The 16,575-nt window shown below is 73.5% G+C and carries 11 protein-coding genes; 10 read left to right on the forward strand and 1 reads right to left on the reverse strand.

Features of this window, described 5'->3' with window-relative positions:
• The first annotated feature begins 382 nt into the window (after positions 1-382).
• The 3 genes from LIV37_RS29830 to LIV37_RS29840 all read left to right on the forward strand — a co-directional run bounded on the left by LIV37_RS29830 (position 383) and on the right by LIV37_RS29840 (position 6,661).
• Positions 383-646, forward strand: a complete 264-nt coding sequence (locus tag LIV37_RS29830) for a WhiB family transcriptional regulator (RefSeq protein ID WP_004952403.1) — start codon at positions 383-385, stop codon at positions 644-646.
• 337 nt (positions 647-983) lie between these two features.
• Positions 984-5,075, forward strand: a complete 4,092-nt coding sequence (locus LIV37_RS29835; protein ID WP_121824349.1) for a glycosyltransferase family 2 protein — start codon at positions 984-986, stop codon at positions 5,073-5,075.
• Positions 5,072-6,661 carry a DUF5719 family protein gene (locus LIV37_RS29840; protein WP_020870813.1) on the forward strand — a complete coding sequence of 530 codons (1,590 nt, stop codon included), beginning with the start codon at positions 5,072-5,074 and terminating at the stop codon, positions 6,659-6,661. Before LIV37_RS29835 ends, LIV37_RS29840 begins: the two co-directional genes overlap by 4 nt.
• A 210-nt stretch (positions 6,662-6,871) precedes the next feature.
• On the opposite strand, the gene LIV37_RS29845 is transcribed toward LIV37_RS29840, so the two are convergent.
• Complete coding sequence (locus tag LIV37_RS29845) at positions 6,872-7,291, reverse strand: metallopeptidase family protein (protein WP_020870814.1); 420 nt, start codon at positions 7,289-7,291, stop codon at positions 6,872-6,874.
• Between the two features lie 340 nt (positions 7,292-7,631).
• Between LIV37_RS29845 and LIV37_RS29850 the strand changes: the two genes are divergently transcribed.
• From LIV37_RS29850 to LIV37_RS29880, 7 genes are all read left to right on the forward strand, one after another.
• Positions 7,632-8,081 carry a DUF3499 domain-containing protein gene (locus tag LIV37_RS29850; protein WP_020870815.1) on the forward strand — a complete coding sequence of 150 codons (450 nt, stop codon included), beginning with the start codon at positions 7,632-7,634 and terminating at the stop codon, positions 8,079-8,081.
• A gap of 227 nt (positions 8,082-8,308) precedes the next feature.
• The gene (locus LIV37_RS29855; protein ID WP_020870816.1) at positions 8,309-9,925 is read left to right on the forward strand and encodes an L-lactate permease; all 1,617 of its coding nucleotides are present in this window, start codon (positions 8,309-8,311) and stop codon (positions 9,923-9,925) included.
• Positions 9,926-10,120: 195 nt separating this feature from the next.
• Entirely contained in the window at positions 10,121-11,479 is a 1,359-nt protein-coding gene (locus LIV37_RS29860) for a phosphomannomutase/phosphoglucomutase (RefSeq protein WP_020870817.1), read from the forward strand.
• 991 nt (positions 11,480-12,470) lie between these two features.
• Complete coding sequence (locus LIV37_RS29865) at positions 12,471-12,653, forward strand: Trm112 family protein (RefSeq protein ID WP_020870818.1); 183 nt, start codon at positions 12,471-12,473, stop codon at positions 12,651-12,653.
• A gap of 101 nt (positions 12,654-12,754) precedes the next feature.
• Positions 12,755-14,077, forward strand: coding sequence for an SIS domain-containing protein (locus LIV37_RS29870; protein WP_020870819.1), 1,323 nt, complete (start codon positions 12,755-12,757; stop codon positions 14,075-14,077).
• A gap of 111 nt (positions 14,078-14,188) precedes the next feature.
• Complete coding sequence (gene manA, locus LIV37_RS29875; protein ID WP_020870820.1) at positions 14,189-15,385, forward strand: mannose-6-phosphate isomerase, class I; 1,197 nt, start codon at positions 14,189-14,191, stop codon at positions 15,383-15,385.
• Between the two features lie 106 nt (positions 15,386-15,491).
• Positions 15,492-16,415: a cation diffusion facilitator family transporter gene (locus LIV37_RS29880; protein WP_020870821.1), complete on the forward strand. Its 924-nt coding sequence runs from the start codon at positions 15,492-15,494 to the stop codon at positions 16,413-16,415.
• Positions 16,416-16,575: the final 160 nt, after the last annotated feature.

Below are 16,575 nucleotides of genomic sequence, written 5' to 3' on the forward strand. Positions count from 1 at the left end.
AGGTTCACCTCATCCGGTCGCTGTGGAGGCAGAAAGGTTTGTGCGCGCGTTGTATTGGTGACACGGCGCATCAACGCGCATCACTCCGCACCACCCGCCCACTCCGCACCATCTCCCGCGCGATGCAACGGGACCGGCGCCGATGGCGTCCTCCTCAGTGAGTAAGAGGAGGGATCCCAGGCAACGGATGGGGATGCTGTCGCGTTTAGGCCGATTTGAACACTTTCCGCGCAGCCTTGGTTCCGCAGAGTGAATAAGAGGCCCAATAGCAGATCTCGGCTTGACTGGCCCGGATCGGCACACTTGTAATTTCACTCGTGTCGTTCTGCCGCTTCACCAACGGCATCAGGCACGGGGACGCAAAGACAGACGAGGGGCGCACATGACCGAGTTGTTCCAGCAACTGCTGGTCGAAGAGGCGGACGAGGAGCTCGGTTGGCAGGAGCGCGCACTGTGCGCCCAGACCGATCCCGAGTCGTTCTTCCCGGAAAAGGGCGGATCCACCCGTGAGGCGAAGAAGGTCTGCCTCGCCTGCGAGGTCCGTTCCGAGTGCCTCGAGTACGCCCTCGCCAACGACGAGCGCTTCGGCATCTGGGGCGGTCTGTCCGAGCGCGAGCGCCGCCGCCTGAAGAAGGCCGCCGTCTGACCCACGGCGTCCCGGGATCCGCCAGACCCGCCGGGCCCGCAGTCAGACCCGCCGGGCCCGTCGCCAGGTCCGCCGGGCCCGCAGTCAGGGCCGCCGGACCCTCCTCAGGGCCGCCGGACCCGTCGGACCTGGCAGAACCGCATGACCCGCGCTGACATATCCGCACAGTTCACGGCGGAGTGAGCCACCGCGACCGGTCCGCCCCCGAGCCCATGGCGACGGGAGGCGGACCGGTCGCGTACACAGCCGTTAGTGTGGGGCCCCGTCCGAGACGCTCCAACGCCCCCATGGGGCGCGCGCGTCCACCGCAGTCCAGCGAACCGGGGCCCGTACCTCGATGTCCGTGCACAGCCACCCGGCGGCCCAGTATCCGGCCGCCACCGCCGCGTTTGCGCCCGCTCAAGAACCGGTTCAGACACCGGCCTATCCGCGTCATGTCGTCACCGCCGTCCTGGTCGCCCACGACGGCGCCCGCTGGCTGCCCGACGCGCTGTCCGGTCTGCTCGGCCAGGAGCGCCCGGTCCAGAGCGTCATCGCGGCCGACACCGGCAGCGCCGACGACTCCGCCCGGCTGCTCACCGAGACCCTCGGCGAGGAGCGGGTGCTGCACATGGCGCGCCGCAGCGGTTTCGGCACGGCCGTCGCCGAGGCGGTCCGTACGGCCCCGGTGCTGGGCCCCGAGGAGCTCACGTACCTCAAGCGCCCCAGCGGCTGGGACCCCGTCAACCGCACCTGGCGCGACGACGCGTACGACATGCCGGAGCTGCCGCACGGCGAGCCCGTCCAGTGGCTGTGGCTGCTGCACGACGACTGCGCGCCCGAGCCCGACGCCCTGGCCGAGCTGCTGCGGGTGGTCGACGCCGAGTTCACCGCCAACCGCGAGCCCGCGATCGTCGGACCCAAGCTGCGCGGCTGGTACGACCGCCGGCAGCTGCTCGAAGTCGGCGTCAGCATCGCCCGCAGCGGCCGCCGCTGGACCGGTCTGGAGCGGCGCGAGCAGGACCAGGGCCAGCACGACCAGGTGCGCCCGGTGCTTTCGGTGTCCAGCGCGGGCATGCTGGTGCGCCGCGATGTGTGGGAGCAGCTGAGCGGTTTCGACTCCCGGCTGCCCCTGATGCGCGACGACGTCGACCTGTGCTGGCGCGCCCAGGCGGCCGGGCACCAGGTGCTGGTGGCCCCGGACGCCGTACTGCGGCACGCGGAGGCGTCCGCGCGCGAGCGGCGGCCCATCGACTGCGTGGGGCGCTCGGTGGCCCACCCGTCACCCGACCACCACCCCCCACGGAGACGCTTCGCGTCGCGCCGTTCGTCGCCGCATCGCGTGGACAAGGCGGGCGCCGTCTACACCCTGCTGGTCAACACCCGGGGCGCGCTGCTGCCCTATGTGATGCTGCGGCTCCTGTTCGGCACGCTGCTGCGCACCCTGGCCTATCTCGTGGGCAAGGTGCCGGGGCAGGCCCTGGACGAGGTCGCCGGTCTCTTCGGCGTGCTGCTGCGGCCGGGGCGGATCCTCGCCGCACGTAAGCGCAGAGGCCGCCCCGCGACGGAGCCGAGCGAGCTGCGGCCGCTCTTCCCGCCGCCGGGCGCGACCGTAAGGGCGACGGTCGAGCAAGTGGCCAGCAATATTGGCGGCCGTTCCGAGCCCGAGCTGTCCTCCGGCGGTCGGCACGGCGCGGTCGAGTCCGGGCCCGGCGGCGACGACGCCGACTTCCTGGAGATCGAGCAGTTCGCCCGGCTCAAGCGGATCGCGCGCAAGCCCGGCCCGATGCTCTTCCTCGTGCTGCTGGTGGTCTCGCTGGTCGCCTGCCGGGATCTGCTCGGCGCCGGCGCGCTCGCGGGCGGCGCCCTGCTGCCCGCGCCCGCCCATGTCTCCGAGCTGTGGTCGAGCTATGTGGACGGCTGGCATCCGGTCGGCACCGGCGGTACGCAGTCCGCGCCGCCGTATCTGGCCGCCCTCGCCTCGCTGGCCACGGTCTTCCTGGGCTCCACGGGTTTCACGCTGACCCTGTTGCTGGTGTGTTCGGTGCCGCTGGCCGGGTTCATCGCGTACTTCGCCTCCCGGCCGCTGGTCGAGTCCCGGCTGCTGCGCGCCTGGGGCAGCGTCGCGTACGCCTTCCTCCCGGCCGCGACCGGGGCGCTCGCGGGCGGGCGGCTGGGCACCGCCGTGCTCGCCGTACTGCTGCCGCTGATGGCCCGGGCGGCGGCCGCCGCGACCGGTTTCACCGGCAACGGGACGCGGCTGCCGAGCTGGCGGGCGACGTGGGCGTACGCGCTGCTGCTGACGTTCACCATGGCCTTCACCCCGGTCGTCTGGCCGATGGCGCTGCTCCTGGGCGCCGGTGTGCTCGTGCTGCGCCACCGGCAGAGCGGCACCGAGCAGCTCATGGGGTACGGGCTGCGGTTCCTGAGCCTCGTCGGCACCCCGCTCGTCGTGCTCGCCCCCTGGTCGCTGGACCTCGTCGCCGACCCGGCCCGCTTCTTCGAGGAGGCCGGGCTGGACCGCGGCGCCGGGTCCGCGTCCGCCCTGGACCTGCTCGCGCTCAGCCCCGGCGGCCCCAACGGCGGCGGCACGCTGCTGCTGCTCGGCTTCGTCCTGGCCGCGCTCGCCGCCCTGATGCGCGGGGAACGGCAGACCGTGGTGCGCACCGCGTGGGCCGTGGCGCTCACCGGCTTCCTCTTCGCGGCGCTCACGAACGGCTCCGGCTGGGCCGGGCCCGCGACCCTCGTCTACGGCCTGGCGCTGCTGACCGCCGCCGTGGTCGGCGCCGAGGACACGCGGGAGCGGGTGGCGGCGCAGAGCTTCGGCTGGCGCCAGCCGGTGGCGCTGCTGATCGCGGTCGCCACGGTCGCAGCGCCGCTGTACGCCGCCGTCACCTGGATGACGGGCGGCGCGGACGACCCGGTGGGGCGGCGCGAGCCCTCACAGGTCCCGGCGTTCGTGGCGGCCGAGAGCGCCACCGAGGACCAGGCCCGCACCCTGGTGCTGGGCGGCGACAGCAGCGCCGCCCACGCCGACTACGCCCTGGTGCGCGGCTCCGGCGCCCGGCTCGGCGACGGCGAACTCGCGGCGGCGGGCGGCGCCGACACCCGGCTCGACGGCGTGGTGGCCAATCTGATCGCGGGCTCCGGCGCCGACCAGACCCGTCAGCTCGGCGGCTACGCGGTGCGCTATGTGTACGTCAAGAAGGGCATGCCGCCCGAGATGGAGCGGGTGCTGAACGCGACCCCGGGCCTCACCCAGCTCAGCCGGGAGCACGGCGGGGTGCTGTGGCGGGTCGACCAGCGGGTCTCGCGGGTCTCCATCGTCCCGGCCGAGTCCTCGGGCCGCCCGGCGGGCGGCGCGGCGGCCAAGCCGGTGCACGTGGCCTCCGGCCCCGTCGAGGCGCACACCACCGTGCCGGACGGCACGGCCGGGCGGGTGCTGCGGATCGCCGACCGGTCCGCGCCCGACTGGCAGGCCACGCTCGATGGCAAGCCGCTGAAGCCGACGACGGTCGACGGCTGGGCGCAGGGCTTCGAACTCCCGGCGAGCGGCGGCCGGTTGGACCTCACCTACGACACGCCCATCACACACACCGCATGGGTGTGGGCGCAGGGGTTGCTCGCGGTCGTGCTGCTGGTGCTCGCGCTGCCGGGCCGCCGCCGGAACGTCGACGACGACATGCCGGACGCGGAGGGCGCGGCCGCCGCCGTCACCGCCGAGGACCTGGCGGGCGACGGCCGCCGGGCGCGGCGGCTGCGGGCCGCGGCGGAGGCGCAGGCCGCGCAGGACGGGGGCGCCAAGGGGCGGCCGGAGACGGACCCGGCCGCCGCGGACGCCATGCCCGGGCGGCCGGGCGAGATCCCCCCGCAGCCGGGCGAGCCGCCGATGCCGGGGCAGCCGCCCATGCCGGGCGAGCCCCCCATGCCGGGCGAGCCGCCGCTGCGGCCGACCGCCGAGCCGGCCGCCATGGGCGACCCTTACGGCGACAACGCGATGGCGAACGCCCCTTACGGCGACCAGACGGCCGCCGGTGACCCGTACGCGGCGGTGCCGCACCAGCAGCAGTACGGGCAGCAGTGGGACGCGCAGACGTACGCCGACGCCGGATACGGCCAGTACCCGGCCGGTCAGTACCAGGGCGAGCAGTACGCGGGGGAGCAGTACCAGGGCGAGCAGTACCAGGGCGAGGGCTACGCGGGCCAGTACTCCACCGGCCAGTACCCGGCCGGTGACTACCAGGGCGGCTATCAGGACACCGGCTATCCGGCCGGCTACCAGGAAGGCCAGTACCCGGCGGACCCGTACGCGGCCGGCCAGTACGCCGACCCTTACGGCTACGACCAGCAGCAGCCCTATGCCGACGGCGGCTACCCCCCGCAGGGCGACACGACGTACGGCGGCGCCGACCCCGAGGACCGCCGCGACGGGAGCGATCAGCAGCGATGAACCGCACCACCCTGTCCCTGATCGGCGCCGCCACGGCGCTGGCCGTCGTCACCGGCGTCGCGGCCCTCACGGGGGGCTCCTCAGACGACGCGGACACCTCCGCGAAGGCCGCCACCCGGCTGCCGGTGCAGCGCTCGACGCTGCTGTGCCCGACGCCCTCCTCCTCGGATGTGAGCGACACCACCTACACCGCGTACACGCCCAAGCGGGACGGCGTGGCCGCCAAGGACGGCGCCGCCGAACTCCTGCCCGCCCAGAACCCCGCTGACGACACGACGGATCCCGGCGGCAACGACGGCGGTAAGGGCGACGGCAAGAACGGTAAGGACGGCAAGGACGGTAAGGACGGCGGGAAGCGCGGCCAGGCGGCCCCGGGCGGCGACAAGCCCGTGCTGCCCCTGAAGGAGCCCGGGAAGCCCGTCACCACCGAGGAGAGCAGTGCGGGCGCGCCCGCGCTCATCGGCACCGCCGACGGCCGCTTCGCACCCGGCTGGACCGTCCAGCAGACCACCACGATCGACGAGGGCAGCGGGCGCGGCCTCCTGGGCACCGCGTGCACCGCGCCCGACACGGACTTCTGGCTCCCCGGCGTCAGCACCGACCGGAGCCGCCAGGACTTCGTCCATCTGACGAACCCGGACGACGCCGCGGCCGAGGTGGACCTGAAGCTCTACGGACCCAGCGGCCGGCTGAAGCCCTCCACCGACGAAGCGATCACGGTCCCGCCCCGCTCCACGGTCCCGGTCCTGCTCTCGACCCTCACCGACCAGCGGGCGCCCGGCGCCTCGCTCCATGTGACGGCCCGCACCGGCCGGATCGGGGCGGCCGTGCAGGCCGTGGACCAGAAGGCCGGCGGCGACTGGCTCCCCGCCTCCGCCGTGCCCTCGACGAGCGTCGCGATCCCCGGCATCCCCAAGGACGCCACCTCGGCCCGCCTGATCGTCTTCGCGCCCGGGTCCGACGACGCGGACCTCAAGGTGCGGCTGGCCGGGCCGAACAACTCGATCACCCCGGCCGGACATGAGTCGCTGCACGTCAAGAGCGGAATGACGGCCGCGATCGACCTCGGCGACGTGACCAAGGGCGAGCCCGGCTCGCTGCTGCTCACCCCCGAGGGCGGCGACGGCCCAGCCACACCGGTCGTGGCCGCGCTCCAGGTGACCCGGGGCAAGGGGAGCGACCAGGAGACGGCGTTCATCCCCGCGACCGCCCCGATCGAGCGCAGCGCCACCGCGGCCGACAACCGCACCAAGGGCTCCACGCTCTCCCTGGTGGCGCCGCGCGCGTCCGCCAAGGTGCGCGTCACCGCCTCGGCGGGCGCCGGGGGCGGCAGCCCGGTCAGCAAGACCTACGAGGTCAAGGGCGGCACCACCAAGGCCCTGGAGCCACCGCGCCCGGCCTCGGGCAAGGGCCCGTACGCGGTGACGGTCGAACGGCTCTCCGGCGGCCCGGTGCACGCCTCGCGGATGCTGGCACTGTCGGAGGGCGGCGTGCCGATGTTCACGATCCAGTCGCTGCCGGACGACCGGGGCACGGTCGCGGTGCCCGAGGCGGGCCAGGACCTGTCCCTGCTGAACGACGACTAGGCCGGGGCTTCGCCCCTGGCCCCCGGGGTCTGGGGGGCGAAGCCCCGCATTCCAGCCCTCCGGCGCTTGAGGAGCGGGGTCTGGGGCGGAGCCCCAGTTGTGGGAAGGGGCGGGTAGGGGAACAGCCCGCCGCAGGCGCCACAGCCCGCCGGACGCCTCCCGGCCCCGCCGCACGGCGTGCCCGCCGCTCCCGCCGTACCGCGCCGCGGGCTAGTCCTGCCCGTACCGCGGGTCCACGGACTCCGGCGCCAGCCCCAGCAGCTCCGCCACCTGCTCGACCACGACCTCGTGCACCAGCAGCGCCCGCTCGTCCCGGTTCTTCGCCCGGATCTCGACCGGGCGGCGGTAGATCACGATCCGGTCCGGCGCGTCCCCCCGGGCCGCGATGAAGTGCCCGAGCGGCACGGACTCGCCGTCCCAGCCGTCCGCTCCGCCGGGCCCGTCCGGGCCACCGCCCGACCCCGGGCCGCCGAGCCCCGACGTGGGCACCTCGAGCACCGTGAAGTCGACCCCGGACAGCTGTGGCCAGCGTCTCTCCAGCCGCTCCGCCGAGTCCTGCACAAGATCGACGAAGGATTCCGCGCGGCTGACCGAGAGCGGCACCTGGGGAGGTGCGATGGGACCGCGCATGCCCCGTCCGTGGCGATCGCGACGACGGGGACGCGGCTCGGACTGGTGGGGGTGTACGGGCCTGGTCATCACTCCGAGGGTAGCCGTCGCCGACCCGCCCTCATGCGCTTACCGGACAGCCGTGCCGGATGTCGCCAAATGAGCATTCCAGCCACGCTTGGGTCCAAAAACGGACGTCTCTTGAGTCGCTTCCCTGGCCCAGGATGATCCCTCTCGGTTCGAGTGCTGACCGGATTCGTTGTCGGCGGTTCTGGTCGCGTCGGAGGTCCACGCTGGTCAGCCAGTAAGTTCACGTTTCGGGTGGACGGTGCGAACTAGGACGACACGGCGGAGTGAGCTGGTGGAGAGTCGTCGCGGCCCGCTCAAGAGTGCGGTACCGTCCAACGTCGTGAGCCCTGTACGTCGCTGTTCGCGCACCGCCTGCGGCCGCCCCGCCGTCGCGACGCTGACGTACGTCTATGCGGATTCGACCGCCGTTCTCGGGCCGCTCGCCACCTACGCCGAGCCCCACTGCTACGACCTGTGCTCGGAGCACTCCGAGCGGCTGACCGCCCCGCGCGGCTGGGAGGTCGTCCGGCTGGCCGTCGACAGCGGTCCGCCCCGGCCCAGCGGTGACGATCTGGAGGCACTGGCCAACGCGGTCCGCGAGGCCGCCCGCCCGCATGAGCGCGCGGCGGGGGCGGCGGCCGGCTCCGGGGGATCCGGGGGCGGGCACGGCGGCCGGGAGGGCGATCCGCGTGAGGTCGCGCGCCGCGGCCATCTGAGGGTCCTGCGGTCGCCCGAACCCTGATCGCCCTTCGCTCCGGCGATCTCCCGCGACCTTCGCGCGTACCCCGACCCGCTTTCTCCGCGATCTTCCCGCGTTCCGCGGTATTCCGCGGCGTTCCCCCGGGATCACTTGCTGACGGAGCATTGACTGTGAGTTGGCGCGGACACGACCATGCCTGCACCCCAGGGTCCTCCGTTTCCGCATCACGGATGTGACCTTCCAGGGATGGCCCATGCCGGGAGGCCCGTGTGTTCGTGCAGCAGTTGGACCCCGTCGCCGATTCACTCTCCCTGTCCGCCCTCGTCGCCGCCCTTCCCCTCGTCACCGTCCTCGTCCTGCTCGGCGGGGTGCGGATGCGCGCCCACTACGCGGGCCCCATAGGGCTCGTCGTCGCCGCCCTCGTCGCCTGCCTCCCGTACGGGATGCCCGTCGGCCAGACCGTCTCCAGCGCCGCCCAAGGGGCGCTCTTCGGCCTCTTTCCCATCCTGTGGATCGTCGTCAACGCCCTGTGGGTGTACCGGATGACCGTCCGCACCGACCATTTCGACGTGCTGCGCCGCTCCTTCGGCCGGCTCTCGGACGACCCCCGCGTCCAGGCTCTCGTCATCGCCTTCTGCTTCGGAGCGCTCCTGGAGGCGCTGGCGGGGTTCGGCGCACCGGTGGCGATCTGCTCGGTCATGCTCGTGGCGCTCGGCTTCGACCCGGTGCGCGCCGCCGTCGTCGCGCTCGTCGCCAACACCGCGCCGGTCGCCTTCGGCGCCATGGCCACCCCCGTGGTGACGCTCGCTCAGGTCACCGGGCTGCCGCTGGACTCCGTGGCCTCCGTCGTGGGCCGGCAGACCCCGCTGCTCGCCCTCGTCGTCCCGCTGCTGCTGGTCGCGCTCGTCGACGGGCGGCGCGGGCTGCGCGAGACCTGGGTGCCCGCGCTCTCCTGCGGGGTCGCCTTCGCCATCGCCCAGTTCACCGTCTCCAACTACCTCTCCGTCCAGCTCGCCGACATCGCGGCGGCGCTGGTCGGCGCGGCCGTGCTGATGGCCGTGCCCGCCGCCCGGCGCCCGGCCGAGGAGCCGGTGCGCGCCGCCGTGCTCACCGGCGTACGCAGCGACGACCTGGACCGTGAGGACCCGCGCCGGGAGGTGGTGCGCGCCTACGCCCCGTACGCGCTCATCGTCGCGATCTTCTCCATCGCCCAGATCGGCCCGGTCAAGGACCTCCTGGCCAAGGCCACCCGCGCCTTCGACTGGCCCTTCCTGGACGTCGCCGGCCCCGATGGAAAGGCGGTGGGCGCCAATGTCTTCTCGATGCCGCTGATCGCCACCGGCGGCACCCTGGTACTGGTGGCCGGGGTGGCCACCGCCGCCGCCCTGAAGGTGACCGCGGCCGACGCCCTGCGGGAGTGGGCCGCCACGGTGCGCGAACTGCGTCATGCGATCCTTACGGTCACTTCGGTGCTCGCGCTCGCCTATGTCATGAATCTCTCCGGGCAGGCCGCCACCATCGGTCACTTCGTCGCGGCCGCCGGGGCCGGACTGGCCTTCCTCTCCCCGGTGCTCGGCTGGTTCGGCGTCGCCGTCTCCGGCTCGGACACCTCCGCGAACGCCCTCTTCGGCGCCCTCCAGGTGACCGCCGCCCGCGAGTCCGGGCTGTCCCCGGATCTGCTGGCCGCCGCCAACAGCTCGGGCGGGGTGCTCGGCAAGATGATCTCCCCGCAGAACCTCACCATCGCGTGTGCGGCGGTCGGGCTGAAGGGGCGCGAGGGCGATCTGCTCCGTAAGGTGCTGCCGTGGAGCCTCGCGCTGCTGCTGGTGATGTGCCTGATCGTCGTCGCGCAGTCGTCGTTCCTGCTGGGCTGGATGCTGCCGTGACCCGGGCCGGGGGCGGTCCGTGGCAGGGCGCGCAAGTTGGCCGACAGCACGCCGCGCGACGGGGCTCACAGTTCCGGCCCAGGTCCTGCGGGTAGGTTTTGAGGTCCGCAGGGACGTACCCAGAGACGTCCGCAGGGACGTACCCAGAGACGTCCGTAGAGACATCTCCACGAGGACCTCCAGAAGGGGTTGGCTGTGCCCGACTTGTCGCAGATCGTGAAGGCGTACGACGTGCGCGGTGTGGTCCCGGACCAGTGGGACGAGTCGCTCGCCGAACTCTTCGGCGCCGCCTTCGCCCGGGTGACCGACGCGGACGCGATCGTCGTCGGCCATGACATGCGCCCCTCCTCACCCGGTCTGACGCGGGCCTTCGCGCGCGGCGCCGCCTCGCTCGGGGTGGATGTGACCGAGATCGGACTGTGCTCGACCGACCAGCTCTACTTCGCGAGCGGACATCTCAACCTGCCCGGCGCGATGTTCACGGCCAGCCACAACCCCGCGCGGTACAACGGCATCAAGATGTGCCGCGCGGGCGCCGCCCCCATCGGCCAGGACAGCGGGCTCGCCGAGATCCGCTCAATGGTGGAGGGCTGGGCGGAGGGCGGCGCGCCCGAGCCCGCCGCCGAGGCCGGCACCATCACCCAGCGGGACGTCCTCGACGCCTACGCCGCCCATCTGCGCTCGCTGGTGGACCTGACCGCCATCCGGCCGCTGAAGGTCGTCGTGGACGCGGGCAACGGCATGGGCGGCCACACCGTCCCGACCGTCTTCGAGGGCCTCCCGCTCGAACTCGACGCCCTCTTCTTCGAGCTGGACGGCACCTTCCCCAACCACGAGGCCAACCCGCTCGACCCCAAGAACATCGTCGACCTTCAGGCCCGGGTCCGGGAGACCGGCGCCGACATCGGGCTCGCCTTCGACGGCGACGCCGACCGCTGCTTCGTCGTGGACGGGCGCGGCGAGCCGGTGTCCCCCTCCGCCATCACCGCCCTGGTCGCCTCCCGCGAGCTGGCCAAGCACCCGGGCGGGACGGTCATCCACAACTGCATCACCTCCTGGTCGGTCCCCGAGGTCGTCAAGGAGAACGGCGGCACCCCCGTCCGCACCCGCGTGGGCCACTCCTTCATCAAGGCCGAGATGGCCCGCTCCGGCGCGATCTTCGGCGGCGAGCACTCCGCGCACTACTACTTCCGCGACTTCTGGAACGCCGACACCGGCATGCTGGCCGCCCTGCACGTCCTGGCCGCGCTCGGCGGCCAGAAGGGCCCGCTGTCGGACCTGGTCGCCCAGTACGACCGGTACGCGGCCTCCGGCGAGATCAACAGCACCGTCGACGACCAGGCCGGGCGCATGGAGGCCGTCAAGGCGGCGTACGAGCGCCGCGAGGGCGCCGAACTCGACGAACTCGACGGCCTCACGGTCACCACCCCCAACTGGTGGTTCAACCTCCGCCCCTCCAACACCGAGCCGCTCCTCCGCCTGAACGTCGAGGCCCGGGACCAGGAGACGGCAGCCGAGGTCCGCGACGAGGTCCTCTCCATCGTCCGCGCGTAGCCCTTACAGCTGTCGTCGTGAGGCCGGTCCGCCTCCCGAGGGAGGCGGATGGGCCCGCAGGAAGGCCCGTACGCCCTTACGGCTGTCCTCGCGCGGCCGTAAGGGCCTGCGCGGGGGCGGCGCGGCGTCTGGCTGCGCGTCGCCGTCCGCGGCGTCCATACGGGCCCGTGATGTCCTTATGGGGCTCGCGTGCAGCCGTCCGCCTCCTCGGGCAGGTCCGCGGCTCCGCAGGGAGGCCCGCAGGTCCCGCGGGGTGTCCGTGCGCGGGGCCTCTGCGGCGCTCCGCGTCTTACGGGGGGGTAGGGGAGGCTCGCGGTGCCCTTACGGAGATCCGCGCGAGCCTTGTGGTCGTCCGCCTCCTAATGGCGCCCATGGCGTCCGTCGGGGCCCGTGGCGCCGTTGCGGACGCCTGCGGGTCCTACGGCTGTCCCGCGCGGCCTCTGTGTCCGTCAGGGCATCCCCCGCGGTGGTCCCCGCGTCCTCAGGGAGGTCTGCGGCGTCCATAGCGGCGTCCATACAGGTGTTGGAGTGCGGCCCCCCCCCGCAGCCGTCCGCATCCTTACGGAGGCCCGCACGGCCTGCGGCTGCTGTGCGCGGCCGCTGGCCGGTCCGCGTCCTACGGGGCCCGCGGAAGGCCCCGCAGGCCCCTGCGGAGGTTACGGCCGTCAGCGCGCGGCTCGCGCAGCCGTGCGCGCCCTCGCGGAGGCCTGGGCCCCTGTGGCCCTCCGCGCGGCCCGGGGCCGTCGGCGCCCTCAAAGAAGCCATCCGCGTCCGTACGGAGGCCCGCGCTCAGGACACACACCACCACCGGGGCCCGGGGCGTCCCCCGGGCCCGGCGTACACAGGCCGCGCGTCCCCCGGGGCTGCGGCGTACACAGGCCGCCCGTCCCGGGCTCCCGGTGTACACCGGCCGCGCCCCGGCCCCGCCCGGCGGTACGCTGACCTCGCCGGACCGATGTCCGGCTGGACCCATACCCGAAGGGACGACCCCATGCCGCTCGAAGCCGGTCTTCTGGAGATCCTCGCCTGCCCGGCGTGCCACGCCCCGCTGCGCGAGGAGCGGTCCCCGGAGACCCTCGAGCTGGTGTGCACGGGCGAGGGGTGCGGTCTCGCGTACCCCGTGCGGGACGGCATCCCCGTGCTGCTCGTCGACGAGGCGCGCCGCCCGGCCTGACCCAGCGGCCCGCCGGGGCCCCAGCCCCGCGCGGTCCCACGCGTAAGCCCCGCGCGATCCCACGCGTACCGCCCGCCACGGCGATCGGAGGCCGAAGCACGATGCTCGACGAATCCCTCCTCGACGCCCCCGAGGCCCTCGCCCGCGCGGATACCCGCGGGCTGCTGCGCGGAGCGGCCGAGGCCGGTGCCCGCGTCCGCACAGCCGCCCGCCACGCCGCCGAGGCCGGGATAGGCGACCTCAAGCCGGACGGGCGCCCGCGCGCCGTCATGGTCGCGGGCCCGGGGGCGGCCGGAAGCTGCACCGCCGACCTCCTCGGCGCGCTCAGCGGAGGCAACTGCCCGGTCAGCCTGATCGCGCCCACCGGCGTGGCCCCCGCGCCGGGCGCCCTGCGCTGGACGCTGCCCGGCTGGGCGGGCCCGCTGGACCTGCTGGTCGTCGCGACCCCGGACGGCACGGAACCGGGCCTTCCGCGCCTGGTCGAGCAGGCGTACCGCCGCGGCTGCGCGATCGTCTCGGTCGCCCCGGGCCAGTCCCCGCTGGCCGACGCGGTCGCCCAGGCCCGCGGCCTGATGGTGCCGCTGGCCACGACGCCCCAGGGCTCGGCCCCGTACGCCACAGGCGGGTACGCCGCCGACGGGTACGGCACCGACCCGTACCGCGGGGACCCGCACGGGCCCGGCGCGCCCGGCACCGAGGACTCCGCCCTCGCCGAGGGCGCCCTGGGCGACGCCCCCGCCCCGTACGGGACGCCTTCCGTCCCGCAGCCCGTCGAGCCGCCCGGCACCGCCCCCGACGAGATGACCGGCCCCGCGCTGCCCGGCACGCTGTGGGCCCTGCTCACCCCGCTGCTCCTGCTGGTCGACCGGATCGGCCTGGTGTCCGCGCCGCCCACCGCGCTGCAGCAGGTGGCCGACCGGCTCGACCAGGTCGCCGAGCGCTGCGGTCCGGCCATCGCCACCTACACCAACCCCGCCAAGACGCTCGCGGCCGAGCTCGCCGGGGCGCTTCCGCTGCTGTGGACCGAGGGCCCGGTGGCCGCCGCGACCGGACGGCGCTTCTCGGGGCTGCTCGCGGCGCTCGCCGGGCGCCCCGCGCTCGTCGCCGAGCTCCCGGGGGCGCTCGCCGCGCATGGTGCACTGCTGACCGGGGCGTTCGCGGGCGGTGCCGACCCTGACGACTTCTTCCGCGACCGGGTGGAGGAGCCCGAGGCGCTCCGCGCCCGGATCGTGCTGCTCCACGACGAGCCGGTGGGTCCCGTCTCGGCGGTGCCGACCGCCCGGGAGCTCGCGCTGGCGCACGAGACCGCGTTCAGCGAGCTGGAACCGGCCGAGGGCAGCCCGCTGGAGAGTGCCGCGGAACTTCTCGCCATCACGGATTTCGCCGCCGTTTACCTCGCGCTCGCTTCGCCGGATAGAACTTGAGGCCGTCATGGACCTTGAGCACGACCGTGCGACCGTAAGGCCGTGCTCAAGGCCGTAAGGCACGCACCACCCGCCCCACGTCCCTCACTGCACAGTCAGGAACCGCACCGCATGGACCGCCTCGTCAACACCGTGCGCCCCTACGCCTGGGGCTCCACCACCGCCATCCCGGAGCTGCTGGGCGTCCGGCCGACCGGGGAGCCGCAGGCCGAGATGTGGATGGGGGCGCACCCCGGGGCGCCGTCCCGGGTCGACCGGGGCGCGGGCTCCGTCGCGCTCTCCGAGGTGATCGCCGCGGACCCCGAGGGCGAGCTCGGCGCGGACGCCGTGAGGCTCTTCGGGCCCCGGCTGCCGTTCCTGCTGAAGGTGCTGGCCGCCGCCTCGCCGCTGTCGCTCCAGGTCCACCCGGACCTCGCGCAGGCCAAGGAGGGCTTCGCGGACGAGGAGGGGCGCGGCGTCCCGGCCGACGCCCCGCACCGCAACTACAAGGACGCCAACCACAAGCCCGAGCTGATATGCGCGCTCACGCCGTTCAACGGGCTGTGCGGCTTCCGCGACCCGAACGAGGCGGCCGAGCTGCTGGCTGCCCTTGAGGTCGACTCGCTCAAGCCGTACGTCGACATCCTGCAGGCCCACCCGGAGTCGCACGCCCTGCGCGAGGTGCTGACCGCCGTCCTTACGGCCGACCCGGAGGCGATGGCGGAGACCGTAAGGCAGGCCACTGCCGCCGCCGAGCGACTCGGCGCGCAGGACGGGCCGCACGCCCCGGCGTACGCGGCGTACGCCTCCATCGCCCGGCACTACCCGGGCGACCCCGGCGCGATCGCCGCGATACTGCTCAACTTCGTGACCCTCCAGCCCGGCGAGGCCCTCTACCTCGGCGCCGGTGTGCCGCACGCCTATCTCGACGGCCTGGGCGTCGAGGTCATGGCCAACTCCGACAATGTGCTGCGCTGCGGGCTTACGCCCAAGCATGTGGACGTCCCCGAGCTGCTGCGCGTCGTCCGCTTCGAGAGCGGCGCCCCCGCCGTGCTGCGCCCCGAGGCGGACCCCTCCGGCGAGGAGCTCTACACCACCCCGATCGACGAGTTCCGGCTCTCCCGCCACGTTCTCGCCGACGGCGCCGCGCCCCGCCCGCTGCCGACGACCGGCCCGCAGATCCTGCTCTGCGCCTCGGGTGAGGTCTCCGTGTGCGGCGCGGACGGCGAACTCCCGCTGAAGCGTGGGGAGTCGGCCTTCGTGCCGGCCGGCGAGGAGGCCGCCCTGAGCGGCGATGGCACTGTGTTCAGGGCCACAGTGACCGCCTGAGGTACGGCCCGAACGAGGGGCTGGAACAATGGCCCGCCGTGAGGCGGTAAAGCACTGGCAAAGCCGCCATGAGCTGCCATGTAAGCGGAAGGGAAATTCGGCACATATGAGTGCATCAGGCGGAACCAAGGCGATTGTTGCCGCGCTGGGCGCGAACCTGGCTATCGCCGCAGCCAAGTTCGTGGCGTTCGCCTTCAGCGGCTCGTCGTCGATGCTCGCCGAAGGCGTGCACTCGATCGCCGACTCGGGCAACCAGGGGCTGCTGCTCCTCGGCGGGAAGAAGGCCAAGCGCGAGGCCACCCCCGAGCACCCCTTCGGCTACGGCCGCGAGCGCTACATCTACGGCTTCCTCGTCTCCATCGTGCTGTTCACCATCGGTGGTGTCTTCGCGCTGTACGAGGGCTACGAGAAGATCCAGCACCCCCATGAGCTGGAGCACTGGTACTGGCCGGTCGGGGTGCTCGTCTTCGCGATCATCGCCGAGGGCTTCTCCTTCCGTACGGCCATAAAGGAGTCCAACGAGATCCGCGGCAAGCTGAGCTGGTCCCAGTTCGTTCGCCGCGCCAAGGCCCCCGAACTCCCCGTCGTCCTCCTGGAGGACTTCGGCGCCCTCGTCGGCCTGGTCCTCGCGCTCGGCGGCGTCGGCCTCACCCTGCTGACCGGCGACGCCGTCTGGGACGGCATCGGCACCCTCTGCATCGGCATCCTGCTGGTGCTGATCGCCCTGGTGCTCGCGGCCGAGACCAAGTCGCTGCTGCTGGGCGAGGCGGCCGACGCCACGGAGGTCGCCAAGATCCGCGAAGCCGTCGTGGACGGCGAGACCGTCACCAGCGTGATCCACATGCGCACCCTCCACCTCGGCCCCGAGGAGCTGCTGGTCGCCGCCAAGGTCGCGGTCCAGCACGACGACACGGCCGCGGAGGTCGCCCGCGCGATCGACGCCGCGGAGGCCCGTATCCGGGAAGCGGTCCCGATCGCCCGAGTCATCTACCTGGAACCCGACATCCTCCGAACCTCGACGTCGGCCTGAGCGAATCCGGCGGAGCCGCCCCACCGTCGGCCCTTCGAACCCGAGCTCGCGGGTTCGAAGGGCAACACGTATCACCGGGTTTGTGTCCATCTGTTCCGCGGGCGGAACGGGTGGGCACAAACCCCCACCGTCCCGCACTCGGCAACGCACCCTGGTCCGG

Origin of the sequence: Streptomyces rapamycinicus NRRL 5491 (assembly GCF_024298965.1) — a bacterium.
Lineage (GTDB): Bacteria > Actinomycetota > Actinomycetes > Streptomycetales > Streptomycetaceae > Streptomyces > Streptomyces rapamycinicus.